This window comes from Acinetobacter sp. UBA2581 (genome assembly GCF_002339435.1).
Taxonomy (GTDB): domain Bacteria; phylum Pseudomonadota; class Gammaproteobacteria; order Pseudomonadales; family Moraxellaceae; genus Acinetobacter; species Acinetobacter variabilis.
The window spans coordinates 1-16,865 of the sequence record NZ_DDLD01000051.1; the positions used below are offsets into that span (position 1 = coordinate 1).

General features: G+C 44.5%; 17 protein-coding genes. 10 read left to right on the plus strand and 7 right to left on the minus strand.

Translation table 11 applies throughout. From position 1 onward, the window contains the following. Positions 1 to 34 precede the first annotated feature (34 nt). Entirely contained in the window at positions 35 to 1,288 is a 1,254-nt protein-coding gene (locus B3Q46_RS06035) for a hypothetical protein (RefSeq protein ID WP_286713974.1), read from the minus strand. A gap of 77 nt (positions 1,289 to 1,365) precedes the next feature. Between B3Q46_RS06035 and serB the strand changes: the two genes are divergently transcribed. The 4 genes from serB (at position 1,366) to B3Q46_RS06055 (ending at position 4,533) form a co-directional block, all read left to right on the plus strand. Further along, a complete protein-coding gene (serB, locus tag B3Q46_RS06040) occupies positions 1,366 to 2,586 on the plus strand; it encodes a phosphoserine phosphatase SerB (protein WP_004781413.1) in 1,221 nt (406 codons plus the stop codon). Between the two features lie 416 nt (positions 2,587 to 3,002). Then, positions 3,003 to 3,338, plus strand: coding sequence for a ciprofloxacin tolerance protein AciT (gene aciT, locus B3Q46_RS06045; protein WP_034703185.1), 336 nt, complete (start codon positions 3,003 to 3,005; stop codon positions 3,336 to 3,338). Positions 3,339 to 3,478: 140 nt separating this feature from the next. After that, entirely contained in the window at positions 3,479 to 3,958 is a 480-nt protein-coding gene (locus B3Q46_RS06050) for an SCP2 sterol-binding domain-containing protein (protein ID WP_286713952.1), read from the plus strand. 68 nt (positions 3,959 to 4,026) lie between these two features. Further along, complete coding sequence (locus B3Q46_RS06055; RefSeq protein ID WP_286713953.1) at positions 4,027 to 4,533, plus strand: hypothetical protein; 507 nt, start codon at positions 4,027 to 4,029, stop codon at positions 4,531 to 4,533. 44 nt (positions 4,534 to 4,577) lie between these two features. Here the strand turns inward: B3Q46_RS06055 and dtd are convergent, their stop codons facing one another. Then, positions 4,578 to 5,018, minus strand: a complete 441-nt coding sequence (dtd, locus tag B3Q46_RS06060) for a D-aminoacyl-tRNA deacylase (RefSeq protein WP_214001723.1) — start codon at positions 5,016 to 5,018, stop codon at positions 4,578 to 4,580. Between the two features lie 227 nt (positions 5,019 to 5,245). Here dtd and B3Q46_RS06065 point away from each other — a divergent pair, with 227 nt between their 5' ends. The 5 genes from B3Q46_RS06065 to asd all read left to right on the plus strand — a co-directional run bounded on the left by B3Q46_RS06065 (position 5,246) and on the right by asd (position 10,683). Then, on the plus strand, positions 5,246 to 6,760 hold the full coding sequence (locus B3Q46_RS06065) for a catalase (RefSeq protein ID WP_286713954.1): 1,515 nt from the start codon (positions 5,246 to 5,248) through the stop codon (positions 6,758 to 6,760). 186 nt (positions 6,761 to 6,946) lie between these two features. After that, positions 6,947 to 7,474 (plus strand): ankyrin repeat domain-containing protein, encoded by a 528-nt coding sequence (locus B3Q46_RS06070; RefSeq protein ID WP_286713955.1) that lies wholly within the window; start codon positions 6,947 to 6,949, stop codon positions 7,472 to 7,474. 128 nt (positions 7,475 to 7,602) lie between these two features. Continuing rightward, positions 7,603 to 8,808 (plus strand): nicotinate phosphoribosyltransferase, encoded by a 1,206-nt coding sequence (pncB, locus tag B3Q46_RS06075; RefSeq protein ID WP_180033946.1) that lies wholly within the window; start codon positions 7,603 to 7,605, stop codon positions 8,806 to 8,808. Between the two features lie 178 nt (positions 8,809 to 8,986). Further along, the gene (locus tag B3Q46_RS06080) at positions 8,987 to 9,835 is read left to right on the plus strand and encodes a sulfurtransferase (protein ID WP_286713975.1); all 849 of its coding nucleotides are present in this window, start codon (positions 8,987 to 8,989) and stop codon (positions 9,833 to 9,835) included. Then, the gene (gene asd, locus B3Q46_RS06085) at positions 9,832 to 10,683 is read left to right on the plus strand and encodes an archaetidylserine decarboxylase (RefSeq protein WP_286713956.1); all 852 of its coding nucleotides are present in this window, start codon (positions 9,832 to 9,834) and stop codon (positions 10,681 to 10,683) included. The genes B3Q46_RS06080 and asd overlap by 4 nt, the downstream gene beginning before the upstream one ends. A 163-nt stretch (positions 10,684 to 10,846) precedes the next feature. Here the strand turns inward: asd and B3Q46_RS06090 are convergent, their stop codons facing one another. Together B3Q46_RS06090 and argS are read right to left on the minus strand one after the other, a co-directional pair. Beyond that, a complete protein-coding gene (locus tag B3Q46_RS06090; RefSeq protein WP_005232743.1) occupies positions 10,847 to 11,461 on the minus strand; it encodes an SPOR domain-containing protein in 615 nt (204 codons plus the stop codon). A 313-nt stretch (positions 11,462 to 11,774) separates the two neighbouring features. Further along, complete coding sequence (gene argS, locus B3Q46_RS06095) at positions 11,775 to 13,565, minus strand: arginine--tRNA ligase (protein WP_286713957.1); 1,791 nt, start codon at positions 13,563 to 13,565, stop codon at positions 11,775 to 11,777. Between the two features lie 253 nt (positions 13,566 to 13,818). Here argS and B3Q46_RS06100 point away from each other — a divergent pair, with 253 nt between their 5' ends. After that, positions 13,819 to 14,106, plus strand: a complete 288-nt coding sequence (locus B3Q46_RS06100; protein ID WP_125278848.1) for a DUF2798 domain-containing protein — start codon at positions 13,819 to 13,821, stop codon at positions 14,104 to 14,106. Between the two features lie 86 nt (positions 14,107 to 14,192). On the opposite strand, the gene B3Q46_RS06105 is transcribed toward B3Q46_RS06100, so the two are convergent. The 3 genes from B3Q46_RS06105 to B3Q46_RS06115 are packed head-to-tail and all read right to left on the minus strand — an operon-like array spanning position 14,193 to position 16,656. Continuing rightward, positions 14,193 to 15,494, minus strand: coding sequence for a DUF445 domain-containing protein (locus B3Q46_RS06105; protein ID WP_286713958.1), 1,302 nt, complete (start codon positions 15,492 to 15,494; stop codon positions 14,193 to 14,195). Positions 15,495 to 15,505: 11 nt separating this feature from the next. After that, positions 15,506 to 16,075, minus strand: coding sequence for a CC0125/CC1285 family lipoprotein (locus tag B3Q46_RS06110; RefSeq protein WP_286713959.1), 570 nt, complete (start codon positions 16,073 to 16,075; stop codon positions 15,506 to 15,508). 41 nt (positions 16,076 to 16,116) lie between these two features. Next, positions 16,117 to 16,656, minus strand: a complete 540-nt coding sequence (locus tag B3Q46_RS06115; protein ID WP_286713960.1) for a DUF924 family protein — start codon at positions 16,654 to 16,656, stop codon at positions 16,117 to 16,119. Between the last annotated feature and the right edge of the window lie 209 nt (positions 16,657 to 16,865).

The following is a 16,865-nucleotide window of genomic DNA, read 5'->3' on the forward strand; positions in this document are numbered from 1 at the left end:
ATCTATTTCAGGACAAGACAACATTCAGGGATATTTATGAGGCTTTGGATTGCTTGGATTTTAGAATTTCGGTTCTAAAAGTCTGTGCCAGCTCGGCGCTTTCAGCATCCATCCCATTCACCACAAAAGCGTGACGGGTCAGGACATTGGTCGGATTTGGCATGCTGACCAGCTCAAAGTGGTCCGCGATTTGTTTCAACAGGGCATTAGGAACATGCAGTGCACTTTCCTTAGCGACCAGTTGCTGAACCAGACGTTCTGCGGCTTGAACTGAATTGAGCTGCATTTCTTCAACAGTTGAAGAAATCGCACTACGTGTCTGTAGGACAAAACGTTTTTCTTCACGATAACGCTTATACAGAACTTCTGAAAGCAACTGGAATACTGAACTGATCATGGTCAGACAGGCGAGGGCATCTGGCTTGTCTGCCGCAATACTGATACTGGCACCTTTTTCATCAAACTTGTGCACGGTACAAATATCCGTGCTGTTCAGTTTGTAGTGCTGGATGCACAGTTCAGTGGCTTTGTTCAGGAAAATCTGGCACAAATTGAAATAAGGAACCGATACCGTTTTATTCACACTATCCAGCAACTGTTTTGGATCATAGAACTGAATGTTCAAGCTCAGGCTATCGGTATCCAGTACCACCGGTTTGCTGTCTTTTTCTTTCGGTTTGTTTTTCAGAGCTTGCTGTGCCTGGGCAACGGCGAGGGCGGCATTATGCTTTTCCTGTTCCAATGCCTGAGTCAAAGTCTGAATCTCGAATTTCAGTCGCGATTCATTATTGATGCGTGCCAGATACTCGGTACGGCTTGGACGCGCTACCGCACGATAACCGACCCAAAGCAGACCATGAATAATAAAAGAGAACAGAATGGCAAGCCATTGAGTCCGCAGAATTTCACCAATACTTGGCTCAATCAGGGTGATTTCAATCACACCGACTTTTTTCTCGTTTTGTAGGGCATCACGGACAAAAACTTCCCCATCACGGGTCTTGGTCAGCCCACCAGTGGCTAAAACCTGACCCTTCGCATCCAGGATGCGAATTGAAGCAACGCTTGGGTTAGTCGCATAACGGTTGGCCAGAAGTGCCAGAGAAACGCGGTTCGCCGGTTCAAGCTCCGCCAGGCTGTCTGTGACCAGTTGGCTCGTCATGAGCTGTCCCTGGTTGGCACGGTTATCATTCAGTTGGTGAGTGGTTGCCAATACCAGTAAAAAGGTATGCAGAGCAAAACTTACAATCAGTAGGCTAGCAAATAGCCCTTGTCTAGGCGCATTCAACGTAAACTTCCAAGGCAATTCTGTTCAATTTCGATTATGATTCTAACAATAGTTGTAGCTCAGACCCGAGTCAATTCATGCGAGAAATCATTCTTATATCATTCTTAGGACCCGACCAGCCTAATCAATTTACACGATTAATGCAGGTTTTGTCCGCTCATTCCTTACAGATTCTAGATGTGGGGCAAGCGGTCATTCATAATCAACTGACCTTAGGTATTGTTGTATCGTCTGATGACCAAACTGCAACAGCATTAGCCATGAAGGAAATCCTGATTCTAGCACATGATATCGGGTTAACAGTGCGCTTTAAACCAATCTCTGCTGCTGAATATGAACAGTGGGTAAGAGAGGGCGGCCGCACGCGTTATATCGTAACGGCATTGGCCCCGGAATTAAATGCCTCTCATCTGCAAGCCGTGACCCAGATTGTGTCGAGTCAGGGCTTCAATATTGAAACCGTGACCCGTCTTTCTGGCCGTCCTGAGCTGGATGGTTCCAATACTGGCCCTAAACGTGCCTGTGTACAGTTTGGTCTGAAAGGCCAGATGCTGGATGCAGCAGCCATGCGTGCAGCCTGCTTAAGCCTGTCGAATAACCTGAATGTCGATGTGGCAGTACAAGAAGATAATGCTTACCGCCGTAATCGCCGTCTGGTCTGCTTTGACATGGACTCGACCCTGATCGAGCAGGAAGTGATTGATGAGCTGGCGATCGAAGCAGGTGTCGGTATTCAAGTCTCTGAAATTACTGAACGCGCGATGCAGGGCGAGCTGGACTTCCAGCAAAGTTTCCGTGCTCGTGTTGCTTTATTAAAAGGCATGGATGCATCGGTATTGCCAAAAATTGCAGAACGTCTGACCGTGACTGAAGGTGCAGAACGTCTGATTTCAACCCTGAAAGCACTGGGCTACCGTACTGCGATTCTGTCTGGTGGATTCCAGTATTTTGCAGAATATCTACAAGCCAAACTAGGAATTGATGAAGTTCATGCCAACATTCTGGATGTGCAGAATGGCGTGGTGACAGGCGAAGTCAAAGGTCATATTGTGGATGGCGCACGCAAGGCTTTATTGCTCCGTGAAATTGCCGACAATATGGGAATTTCTCTGGAGCAGACCATCGCTGTGGGTGATGGTGCCAATGACCTGCCAATGCTTTCAATTGCGGGTCTAGGGGTGGCTTTCCGTGCCAAACCTTTGGTTCGTCAGAATGCCAATCAGGCCATTTCCAGTGTGGGGCTGGATGGCGTGCTCTACCTGCTCGGTGTACATGATAAAGATCTGAGCCGCGCGTAATACATAGCTTTGTGGTGAAATCCAACGCGGCCTTAGGGTCGCGTTTTTTTATATTTTTAGCTTAACTTTTATCGAGGGACGGCGCAGCTTGTCTATAAATACCCGATCATCTTAAACGGAAAATATTTTTTTTAAGTCGATGAAAGGGCATATGATTTTGTAATGACACGCCAACATCGATGCAGCAATTGATCCACAAATACTGTGAAAATAAAAAATGTAATGACAAAATAATATCGCGACAGAGTATGTCGTAAGGGGAGAAAACAGGACTTTTTTTATGCAAAAAACTCAGCATAATGCATGCATAGAGATACAAATCAACACATTCCATTTTATTGATTTAACGAAATTCAATAGGTAGTACGGTTGCAATATCAAGCATACACACTATCCTTTTGGATGGAGGGGTTTATATGGTAACAGCGAATCTAGCAACTCTCGTAGGCTTTAGTTTAGTCGCCGCGGCTGTGCTTGCTGTTTTCTTCTCGCCTTATCGTCGCTGGTTAAGTTTTATGGCTGCGGGAATGCTGGCCTGGGGCCTGATCGAAGTGATTCGAGTAGGTACTCAAGCCTTGTTTGAGCTCCCGATGACATATAGCTATCTGACAGCTTTAACGGCCGTGATGGTCGTAGTGACCTTACTGTTATTGCGTGAAGATCGACGTGCAGAGCGTGCTTTGGCTAAACGCCGTTATATCGAACATACACCAGTGTATGAAGATGACCAGCAGCAGCTATCTAGCCGTTAAGTTCTCTAATATCAGCGAAATAATGCACCTGCGGGTGCATTTTTCGTTTAGAAATATGATACAAAGTCCTGCATCTGCCTAGCTTTGATCTATGCTAGGATATTTGTCAATTTTCGTACAATTAGAATAGGCATAATTTCATGAAACTGTCCTCCATTCCTGTGCTCAAACTTCCTCTGGTTGACCTCAGTACCGATCCACTTGATTTGCTGGTCGCAGGTCTTGCATTACGTATGAAGCAGTTAGCACGCACCAGCCCGAAATTTATTGAATTGGTACATGAACGCCAGTTCCGTATCCAGATCGGAACAGATGAGGGAATGGCACGTCAGATCGTTGTGAATAATGGTCATATCGATACCGTTTCAGGTGATGCAGAGAAAGCTGATTTTGTGCTGCAATTTGCTGATAGTGAACAGGGTGTAAAAACATTGCTTAAAGGTGATCCGACTGCATTCATGACCGGTATGCAAAGTGGCACGATTAAAATGGAAGGTGATTTTGGTCTGTTGGTCTGGTTTAATCAGGTTGCAAAAATGATTCCACCAAAACTGCCAAAGCCAGTCAAAGAGAAAGTGAAAATGGTACGTCAGTTTATTAAAGAAAAAACTGGTAAGTAGTCTAAAGACTTATTGAATAATCATTTTTATATTATAAAGTACCCCTTTTATTTTGAGGGGGTATTTTTATGAAAAAATTAATTACAGCAAGTTTAATCGCTGCATCAGTAACGATGACAGGATGTGCCAGTATTATTTCAGGATCAACACAAACACTGACATTTAAATCAGTTCCTGAGCAAGCATCAATTTCTATTACAAATAAAGCTGGCGAAAAAGTACATACTGGAGTTACGCCTGCAACAGTGACTCTTAAGCGTGGCAATGGATTTTTTCAACCCGCTGCTTATGATGTAACTTTAAAAAAAGAAGGTTTTCAAACCAAAACAGTTCAAGTAACTGGTACTGTTAATGGTTGGTATGTGGCAAATATCATTTTTGGCGGTCTAATTGGTTTGCTTATCGTTGATCCTGCTACTGGAGCAATGTATACATTAAACCCTAGTGATATCAATGCTGTATTGGATGAAAATCAAACTGCATCACAAAAAGGTCAACAATCACTCACTGTAATGTTGGTTCAAGATATTCCTGAAAACCTTATGAGCCGCGCAAAATATATTACAACGCTTTAAGTTCAAAAATAAGAAGCCCTCAATTCGAGGGCTTTTTTACTGAATCATTCAACTTCCAGATTAAACGTTACCGGTCCATCATTGACCAGATGCACTTTCATATCAGCTGCAAAAATACCGGTTTGTACATTTTTGAACTGGCTCTGCGCATATTCAACCAACTGTTCATACAAGGCCTTGGCATCGCTTGGCGGCATGGCTGGACCAAAATCCGGACGTAAGCCTTTTTGGGTTTGCGCCATCAAGGTAAATTGGGACACCAGTAGTAAACCGCCACCGGCCTGACTGACATTCCAGCCCATCTTGCCTTGTTCATCATCAAAGAAGCGATATTTCAATATCTTATCAATCAGCTTTTTGCCTTTTTCCAGATTATCTTCTTTACCTAAGCCCAGAAAAACCAGAATACCTTTGCCAATTTCTCCGGTGGTTTCACCATCGACCACGACTTTGGCTTCGAGTACCCGTTGTAATAATGCACGCATAATCAATTTCAGTCAGATTCAAAATTGCCGCCATTGTAGCAAGATCAGACTCATCTATTATTAAGTTAATGTCTAAAAAACGGGCTTAATTTATTGATTATCATTGATAATATTTTAAACTATCTAAAAACACGATCGTAATCATAAAAATTATCTGTTTTATCTATTTTTTACTCTCAAGTATCTTAGCTGCATGCAGGAAAGGTATTAAATTGAGAGATTTAGAAATGTTTAAGCGTTCATTACTTGTTGCAATGCTTGCAACGGTGACAGCTGCCCAAGCTGCGCCATTAACCAAAGATAACGGGGCACCAGTTGGCGACAACCAGAACTCGATCACTGCGGGTCCACAAGGTCCAACTTTGCTGCAAGATGTGCAACTGGTTCAAAAACTGCAACGTTTTGGTCGTGAGCGCATTCCTGAACGTGTGGTTCACGCACGTGGTACAGGTGCTTATGGTGAATTCGTTACTACAAAAGATCTGTCTGATTTAACAATTGCTTCTTTATTCAAGGCCGGTACCAAAACTCCAGTTTTTGTGCGCATGTCTACCGTCATTCATGGTAAAGGTTCACCAGAAACCCTACGTGATCCTCACGGTTTCGCCATCAAATTCTATACTCAGGAAGGTAACTGGGACTTGGTCGGTAACCAGACGCCAGTCTTCTTTATCCGTGATGCGATTAAATTCCCGGACTTCATCCATGCGATGAAACCAAGCCCGGTCACCAATGTACAAGATGCCAACCGTGTGTTTGACTTCCTGTCTAGCCAGCCTTGGGCAACCAACATGTTGACTTATGTTTACGGCAAACAAGGTGTCCCAACCAGCTACCGCGAACAGGACGGTTTCGGTGTACATGCCTACAAACTGTATAACGACAAAGGCGAATACAAGTACGTAAAATTCAACTTCCGCTCTAAACAGGGTGTGAAGGGCTTAAATGTCAAAGAAGCGGCTGCGCAACAAGGTAAAGATTTCAATCACTTGACCAATGATCTTTATAACAACATCTATGCAGGTAATTTCCCGAAATGGGATCTGTATATTCAGGTGCTTGATCCTAAAGATCTGAACAGCTTTGATTTCGATCCGCTAGATCCAACCAAAATCTGGCCAACCAATCTAGTTCCAGAAGTAAAAGTCGGTACATTGACGCTGAACCGTATGCCGAAGAACTTCTTCAATGAAACTGAACAGGCTGCATTTGCACCAGGTAATCTAGTACCAGGTATCGAACCCTCTGAAGACCGTTTGCTTCAAGGCCGTATCTTCTCTTATTCAGATACACAAATGTACCGTCTAGGTGCTAACCATCAGCAAATTCCGGTAAACCGTTCTGTGGTGAATGTGAACAACAATAACCAGGAAGGTCACATGAATGTGTCTGAACGTGACTCTGATGTGAACTACGAGCCAAGCCGTAAAGAGCCTAAACCGGCGACTGAAAAAGCGCGTGCAGTTGAAACTCCATTGACTGGTCATGTTCAGCAGATCGGTACCAAAGAGCAAAACTTCAAGCAAGCCGGTGAACTTTACCGCTCTTATACTGCCAAAGAGAAAGATGACCTGATCATGAACCTGGCGGCTGACCTGGGCAATGTCAAAGATTCAGAAACCAAGCACATCATGTTGTCCTACTTCTATAAGGCAGATGCGGACTACGGTATGCGTATAACCAAAGCTGTAAATGGCGACATCGCCATCGTTAAGGCCAAAGCTGCAAAATTAAAAGACTAATTCCGATTGGTCTTGAGGAACTGGTGACTAGGGCATAGCGCATCACCTCCAAAAAGTCCTGTAATACTCCAAACCTTTCCTGCACCCTAGGGGGAGTTTTACAGGCACTCCGTTTTTTATTTCATCTCAGGTCAATTGAGTCTTTAGAGACTTAAATTTTCCTTTCGATTTCTGTTGGAGTTCATCATGAAAGTTCTGCCCTATGCATTTTTAGCCAGTATTCTTGCCTTTAGCTCCGCATTCGCAACTGCTGCTGAAGTGAAGAATGTCTCCCCTGCAAAAACTGTGGCAAGCGTTCAGATGACCTCACAACAGGAATTGATCGATCTGTTTTTTGCTGCCGCTAAAATCGGCAATAGCGAAGTGATCAATGAATTTTTAAAACACGGCTTTCCAGTCGATGTACGTAATCAAGATGGTTATACCCCGTTGATGATGGCGACCTATTATGGCCATCAGGATATTGTGACCACCTTACTGGCCAAAGGGGCAGACCGCTGCGCCCGGGACAACCGTGGCAATACCGCCTTGATGGGCGCCTTGTTTAAAATGGAATTTGCCATTGCCAAACAGCTGCGTCAGGTCGACTGTGATGCCCAAGCCAAGAAAACCGGACAAAAAACCACAGCTGAATTTGCTAAGGTGATCGGTCAGGAAAAGCAGCTAAAGAAAATTATCAAGGAACAGGAAAACGGGCTGAAAGCAGTCAAATAACCGAGCAGGAAGCAGTTTATTTTCTTGAACTTTCGTCGATAATTCAGCTAGCTGTACGTAAATCCTGCAATATTGCCTAAACTTTTATGCTTTAATGCGGGATAAGCACAGCGATATTTCCCTTAGTTATGGCTCCAATTATCCACTCTTTGTTAGATACTGACTTGTATAAATTCACCATGCTACAAGTGGTATTACACAAGTTTCCACAAACGCATAGTGTCTATCATTTCCGTTGTCGCAACCTGGAAGATACGGAATATCCGCTGACGGATATTCTGGATGATTTGAATCACCAACTGGATTTGCTGTGTCAGCTCAAATTTAAAGAAGACGAATTACAATATTTACGCAGCCTGCGTTTTATCAAAAGCGATTTTGTGGATTATCTGGAACTATTCCAGCTTAAACGCCGTTTTATTAAGGCCACCATCGACAATGAAGGCCGCCTGGATATTACTATTGAAGGCCCCATGGTTCAGGCAATGATGTTTGAAATCTTTGTACTGGCCATTGTGAATGAACTGTATTTCAGTCGTATCCGTACACCTGAAGTGCGGGCTGAAGGTGAGCGTCGTTTAAAAGCTAAAATTGAGCTTTTAAAACAGTATGATGCCGAGCAGAACCCGAATGATCCACCATTCCTGGTGTCAGACTTTGGTACCCGTCGTCGTTATAGTTTTGACTGGCAAAAGCATGTCGTCGAAGAATTCAATAAAGCTGCACCACACGTGTTCCGTGGGACCAGTAATGTGTATTTAGCCAAAGAGTTGGGTATTACCCCGATTGGCACCATGGCGCATGAATTTCTGCAAGCTTTTCAGGCCTTGGATGTGCGTCTGCGTAATTTCCAGAAAGCAGCCCTGGAAACCTGGGTACAAGAATACCGTGGTGATTTGGGAATTGCCCTGACTGATGTCGTCGGGATGGATGCCTTCTTACGTGACTTCGACCTGTACTTTGCGAAACTGTTTGATGGCTTGCGTCATGACAGTGGCGACCCGTATGAATGGGGTGACAAAGCTTATGCACATTATAAAAAGCTGAAAATTGACAGTAAGACCAAGATGCTGACTTTTAGTGATGGTCTGAATCTGGAAAAAGCCTGGAAATTACATCAATACTTTAAAGATCGCTTTCAGGTCAGTTTCGGGATCGGCACCAATCTGACCAATGATATGGGGCAGACACCGCTAAATATCGTATTGAAACTGGTGGAATGTAACCGTCAATCCGTGGCGAAAATCTCCGATAGCCCAGGTAAAACCATGACGGATAATGATACCTTCCTGGCATATTTGCGTCAGGTATTCAATATCTCAGAACCTGCCTAAGAATATCTGCTTTATTCAAAAAACCGCTTCAATCATGAGGCGGTTTTTTCTTAGAGGATGGTCTTTCTTGAATTAGCTTTAGCTAAAATTATGCTAAGGATCTAGATAAAAACAACATAATTGAAAAAATGAGCTGTGCTAAGATCAAAAGGATTTGACCGCAATGACAACTACTAAGATGACAGCTTCCGCCTTTGACTTTGGTCTGCTGATTGAAGCAGAAGATTTGGTTCCACATTTGGGACACGAAAAACTTCGAATTGTTGATTTAAGCCGGGCGTCGGTTTATGAACAATTGCATATTCCACATGCCTTACATCTGCAACCCAAGCTGCTGGTTCGTCAGGAGGAAACAGCCATGGGCCTGTTACCGGATGCGGAAGGGCTGGAAGCTTTAATTCGTTACCTGAACATTTCTCCTGACCATCATGTCGTGGCTTATGATGATGAAGGCGGTGCGTGGGCAGGGCGTCTGCTCTGGAACCTGCATTGTTTGGGCTTTGAAAATACCAGTTTACTCAATGGCGGTATCCATGCCTGGCTGGGTGCAGGACTACCGACTTCATCAGATCAGGAAACGTTTACACCTGTCGATCATCTGGTTCCGGTTAATCTTGAAAGAAAGGCTGAATTTCAGATCGATTATAATGAACTAAAACAACTCATTGAAAATGAAAATATTCAGGTATGGGATTGCCGTACAGAAGATGAATATATCGGCCTTCGTTTGGCCGCGCGACGCGGTGGTCACATCCCGGGCGCACGTCATTTTGAGTGGAGTACTGCCCTTAACCGGCAAAATCATTTAAAATTACATCCTTTACCACGTACTCAGCAGCGTCTGGAACAACTGGGATTTGATCTGGATCAACCAGTTGTGGTGTATTGTCAGTCCCATCACCGTTCAGGTCTGGCTTATATTCTGGGTCGCTTATTCGGCTGGAAAATTCGAGCCTATGATGGTGCGTGGAGTGAATGGGGCAACCGCCTCGATAGTCCAATCGCTACAGGAGAGGTGCCATCTTGAGCATCACATCGCGTCTAAAACAACAACTGTTTATCCAGGCCCAAAAAGTGGTGCCACAGCATCGCCTGTCCCGTGTGGTGGGAAAAATTGCAGCCAGCGAAAATCCGATTGTAAAAACAGCCGTGATCGCAGCGTTCAAGACCAAATACGGGATTGATATGTCGATTGCCGAGCAGACCAATGCCTTAAAATTCAAATCATTTAATGATTTCTTTACCCGTGGATTAAGAACCGGGGTGCGTGCAGTTGATGCTGATTCAACCGCGATTGTGTCTCCGGCAGATGGCGCGATTTCCCAACTGGGTAAAATTGAAAATGGCGATGTATTCCAAGCCAAAGGCCAGAAGTTTACGGTTGAAAACCTGATTGCTGATCCACAGCTGGCACAGCCATTCAAGAATGGTGAGTTTGCGACAGTGTATCTGTCACCACGTGACTATCACCGTGTCCATATGCCATTTTCCGGGACTCTGACTGAAACTTTATATGTACCGGGTGAACTGTTCTCAGTCAACCAGACCACGGCCGAAAATATTCCAGGCCTGTTTGCCCGTAATGAACGTATGGTATGTCTGTTTGATACCGAACTTGGTCGTATGGCAGTGGTTCTAGTTGGCGCGATGATTGTGGCTGGCATTGAAACTGTAGCGACTGGCAAAGTAAAACCCTCTGGCCGTATTGAGCTAAACCAGCATAATCTTTTCTTAGAAAAAGGTGCCGAGCTGGGCCGTTTTTACCTAGGTTCAACCGCTGTTATTCTGTTTGAAGAAAACAAGATGCAATGGGATGAGAGGTTTAAAGCCAATTCAACCGTATTGATGGGTGAGGCGCTAGGTCACACTATTTAAGTTCCCAAAGCCTCCCTTTTTTAAAGGGAGGTTGGAGGGATTAAATATTTGCTGACTCAGAATAAGTAGATCCCCCTCATTCCCCTTTTATTAAAGGGGGAGATTTTCTCTCCTTTTAGGAGAGGGAAAAAAAGCGCCATCTGGCGCTTTTTATATTTAAACCTTATCGTTTGACCACGATCGAATCAATACCACTATGCTGTAAGGTTTGCTGTGCAATAATCGCAGATTCTGCTGAATCATAAGGTCCAGACACGACACGATACCAAACCTTGCCATTTTCCACGCTGCGGACTACATCTGCAGATAAACCGTTGAGAATAATTTCTGCACGGCGGGCATCTGCCTGATCCGGGTCATCAAAACTACGAACTTGTAAAATATAGCTTGCAGAAGCAGGAGTTGGGGCTTCGGTTGCATCCAGACCTGGCTCAGTTGCTGTTTCTGATTCATCAACTTCAGGTCTTGGTGCCTCTACAATCACCACTGCTTCCTGATTTTTTGCTTCAGGAACCGCCTTTTCAGGAATCGGTGTCACTTGCTGCTGTGGCAACAGATCATAAAAACGGTAGTCTTTATTGGTATCTTCTTCTTGAGAATGCTCAGCCGTAGCCTGGTTTTTAGGTTTAACAGGTTCCCATGGCTTCCACAGCATGAGTGCCATTAAAAAACTTAACACGATTAAAATGATCACGAGTGTGCCGAGCCAGGTAGGAATAAGTGGCTTTTTGGGCTTATTCGGTCTTTCAGATACACCGCGCTGCGTTTTTCCAAACACTTGGGATTTCCTCTTATTTATCGGGGCAAATAGAAAAGGCATAACAGCAGTTATGCCCCTACTATAACTTCATCCTATGTGATCATGATAGAAAAGTCATTATCTAGATCACAAATCACACAGAATTTTAATTTATCTACATCTTCAAGCACATAGCTAACGTTACAAAATGTTTATTCAGCAGATAAACGGCAATGACTAGCATGCTTACTTTAAGCACAGCTCTCGCCTTGCGAGCATACAAAACAGTGTTTTGCTTACATGCTCACTTCGAGCAGAGCTCTTCGTCTTGCGTCAATGTAAAAGCAGTGCTTTACATTGACTCAGGCGCAGATACACCAAGCAGTTCCAGACCGTTACGCAGCACTTGGCGAACATTTACAGATAACAATAAACGTGCCTGAGTTAATTCTGCATCATCGCCCAGAACCTTGTTGTCGTTGTACCAGCCATGGAACAGCGCAGCCAGCTCTTTCAGGTAGTTACCAATCTGATGCGGTTCATAGCTGTTTGCAGCACGAACAACAATCTCTGGATAAGCTGCCAGTTTTGCCAGAATTTCAGTCTCCGCTTCCAGCTCAAGTTTGGCTGCCAGACCACGTGCAGTGGCTGCATCAAAGTTCACACCTGTAGAGGCTGCCTTTTCTAACATACGGCAGATCCGCGCATGCGCATACTGGATGTAATACACGGCATTGTCCTTGCTTTGAGATACGGCAAGATCAAGGTCGAAGTCAATGTGCTGTTCAGATTTACGCATGACATAGTAGAAACGCGCTGCATCATTACCGACTTCTTTACGCAGGTCACGTAAAGTCACGAACTGGCCTGAACGAGAGGACATCTGTACCATCTCGCCACCACGCCACAGGCTGACAAACTGAACCAGAAGTACAGTCAGTTTTTTCGAGTCATAGCCCAGAGCATCAATCGCGGCTTTTACACGTGCGATATAACCGTGGTGGTCTGAACCCCAGATATCTATAATATCGGTATAGCCACGTTGTAATTTGTTTAGGTGATACGCAATATCAGAGGCGAAATAAGTGGTTTGACCATTACGGCGTTTAACCACGCGGTCTTTTTCATCACCAAATTCAGTTGACTTGAACCAGATGTTGCCATCTTTTTCATACAGGAAGCCACGCTGATCTAGAGTTTGTAGCGCTTCATCAATTTTTTCAGTTAAAGTCGCTTCACTGAACCATTGATTGAAAGTCACCCCGAATTCACCGAGGTCATCTTTAATATCATCAAGAATGGCTTTTAACGCAGCCTGATGGAAGACGCGGTAACCTTCATTTAATAAAGTTTGTGAGTTAAAGATCAGGCCATCAATGTGTTTTTCTTTATCACCTGAAACAACCACTTTATTGCCTTCAGCATCCGATTCGGTAGCATACTGTACGTCTTCAGGGACATCTTTATAAACGTCTGCAACAGGGCGAACATAGATATCGCCGTCTTTATCAATAATGCTTTGTGCGATTTCTTTGACATAGTCACCTTGATAGGCATTTTTCGGGAACACCAGTTCCTGACCCGTCAACTCTAAATAACGTAAATAAGTTGAAGTCGCCAGAATATCCATCTGACGGCCAGCGTCATTGACATAATATTCACGGTCAACTTTGGCACCTGTCGCTTCAAGCAGATTTGCAACAGTCATACCATAAGCAGCGCCACGACCATGACCTACATGCAGGCTAGAAGTCGGGTTCGCAGAAACAAATTCAACCTGAACGCGTTTTTCCGCATTGGCCTGGGTACGACCATACGTTGCCTGTTGAGCCTGAATCTGATCCAGCACAGCAAAACGCTGGTCTGCATTTAAAAAGAAGTTAATAAAGCCTGGGCCTGCAATTTCTGCCTTGCTGATATCCGCCACTTCAGGCAGGGCAGCAAGGATTTTTTCTGCTAAATCACGCGGTTTCATACCCGCAGCTTTAGACGCGATCATGGCAATATTTGATGCAAAGTCACCGTGGCTGCGGTCTTTGGTACGCGTCAAATTACTTGTATTGTTCCAGTCAGATGGGAGTACGTTTTGTGCTTGTAAAGTTTGCACTGCATGATCGAGAGCTGCTTGGATTGCCGTATTCATAATCAGTCGAAAATAGATATCGCAGAAAAACAGCAAATATAGCAAATTTCCGACTCTTTAGGTAAAACCATTTATGGGGAATAAAAAATATACGATTAACAGCCTATGGTTTCTATCCGTCGGTCGGTCATCAATGAAGGATCACATGAGAAAGAGGAGAATAAATAAGTTGCAAACTTTGCTATAAAAAATGAATCATCCAGCAATCAAAATGGCCTATATTAGCCTGATTGAAACAATAGAAAGAGTCAGCATGGATTCAAAACAGCGCCCGACCATCATCGGCAATATTCCTAAACTTCCAGCCAAATGGGCCTTGGTCATTGTGCCTTTTATCTTGTCCTGCCTGATGAGTGGGATTATTTCCATGATCAACATGCTGCGCAATCTGGGCTGGATTGAAGGCTTCATGGCGCTCTGGTTTCATAACTGGATGATTTCCTGGGCAATTGCTTTTCCAATTGTGGTAACGCTTTTGCCTTTTGTACGCAAATTTGCCGGATTGCTGGTCGATATGTCAGGAAATCAGCCACCCAAATAATTGTTTTCTATCAATGAGAATTAAGAAAGAAGTTTTAGAAGGTAAAAAGCATTCGCTAACAGATAAGCTCTCTAACTAAAAACCAATTAAATCAGATGTTCGACTGCAGCACGGATGATTCCAAGGATCAGACCAATGCAAGCCCCGACCACGACACCATTAACCCGGATCATATGCAGGTCACCACCGACTTCATTTTCAATCTTGTCGATCATCTCGGTCGAATCCCATTCATGAATACGTTCACTGATAAAACGAATCACTTTCTCACTGTACTGGTCACTTAAGTCTACAGCGATACCACTGAGACGTTTATTCAGTAACTCACGCACTGAGGTATTTGAAATAATATTCTCACCGACTTGCTGAATGGCGACTCGTAGATTCTCCGCAATCCCCGAATCCGATTTTTGCAAATCCGCCTTGATGGCATCGCATAAAATGACCACTGCACCACTGATAAACTTCAGCACTTGTGGACTGTCGAGCAGGGCATCTTTAGTTTCATTCAGTCGCTGGCTAGCCATACTTTCAGAATCTGCCAATTGCTGCATCAGTTCTTGAGCAGTTTCTTCAATTTTAAGCCGCCAAGGATGGTCAGGATCTGCCAGCATGGCTTCCACCCGCTGAATTACTGAATCGATACTGCGTTGCTGAACATCAATACCGATCCAGCTGGCGCCTTTGGCTAGTCTCCAGACCCCCATTTCCTTGAATAAAGTGCGGGTCAGCTCACGAGTCTGTTCGGGATGTGAGGTCATCCAGGCATGCACCACATCCAGGCCGCGTTGCAGCACATCCTGATGGAAATCATTTTCTAAAACAGCGCGTAACATTTCGCTGGCCAAGGTATTGATCTGGGTATTTTTGACCCATTGCACACTGTTGCTCTGAATAAATCCGGCGATCTGTTCCTGCCCGACAAATTCAAATACTTTAGGTACAGTCTGCTGAATCACTTGTGTGACCTGAGCATTATTCTGTGGATTGGCCAGCCAGCGGCCGGCAGCCAGACTTAAATCGGTACTGGCCAGGCTGCGCTGCACGATTTGCGGAGAAAGGAAATTTTCCTGCACAAAACGACCCATAGATTCGGCAATCCGGGCTTTATTGCGTGGAATAATTTCAGTATGGTCACGTAAAAATTTTGGAATCGGCAGCCGACCAAAAGGATTGCGGAACAGCACGGTAATTGCATACCAGTCTGCCAAACCACCGACTACACCCGCCTCAGCAGAGAGCATCAGGATATGAATCAGCCAGACATATTCAGGCAGCAGTTTGGCAGTAATCATCAGCGCCAGCCAACCTAGTACTGCAACGACCAGTGCAATGGTCGCAAAACGTTTACTGCGTTGTAAGCTTGGTGACGGCTGCTCTTTCTGCATAAATCATCCTGTTATTGGGACGTGGCCGGCTGCGGTTGGAATACTTGGCCGGATGGACTTACTCCATATTTAGCGCCAAGTGATTGTAAAATCAAGCGGGCATCAAAAGCATCTTTCGGTTCCTGACCGGCTTTAAAGCACTCAATGGTATAAGCCACTTGAGCAGGATCTAAAGTAACAGTATAGGGCTGATCATAGAATGGATCAGACCAGAATCCTGGATAGCGGCGGGAATAACCATAAGGACGATAATAGCCATATGGATAGACACTAGGCGCTGGATAAACAATTGCCTGACGCGGTGGTTGCTGGGTACGGTTACTAGGATCGTTCAATACCTGGAAAAACTGGAAGCCATTTTGTACCGTAGTTTGAGCGGCTTTCAGCAGGGTGATTTCTTCGGCCGTACCGAAACTCATATTAGGTCGCGCCTGAAAACTGATGCGGTAGGTGTTGGCATTCAGTGGTGTAGTGCTGTACTGGCCGAGCTGTTCAAAGGTCAGCGGCTTGGACGGTGTCGTTGCACAGCCAGAAAGCAGGGCAGTGGTCGCAAGAACCAGGGCAATGACGGTTTTTTTCATCTTCGTTCTCCTGATAGGATGATCCAGCGAGTTACAGACCTCTAGAAGCTGCTATCTGGCTGGGTCAGGAAACTCAATTCTTCCTCGGTGGATTCACGGCCCAGAATCTGGTTGCGATGTGGGTAGCGTCCGAAACGGTCAATAATAATTTTATGCTTGATTTCATATTCGAGGTTTTCTGGATTGCCGAGGCGCTGAAATAATTTTAGCGCAAATTCATGTATTAATTTGGATTCGCTATGCATGAAAGGCATATAAAGGAAGGAACGTTGCTCCGGACTCAGCTGTTTGTCCAGATCCTGGCTGATGGCTTCCTGAGCCAGTGCCAAAGCCAGACTGTCTTGGGCAAAAGCACGCGGCGTATCCCGAAAAATATTCCGTGAAAACTGATCTAGAACAAGGATTTCTGCTAACCGGCCGTCAGCATTCTTACGCCATGACCATAGTTCAGCTCTACTCGCCTGTTCCAGAATATCGCTAAATTTTTCCTTCAAACTTTGGTCGAACTGGTCACTTTTGACAAACCAGTTGGGTTGAGTCTCAGGACTAAACCAGAAGTCTAAAATATCTTGATAATTCATAATGTTTACAATTTATGAGCATTTATTTGTCAATAAAATCACAAATTTCACATGTCTTATAGAGAAACTTTGTGTTAAAAATTTGCCTAACTAAAAATCAATGATTTGCTTGAAAACTAGGCAGGGCAGCATGTGCTGTCTGGAAATCGCGGTATACTAAGCTAAACCGATGATTCTATTTTAATAGTTACCCCCCATTAAGCGAGATT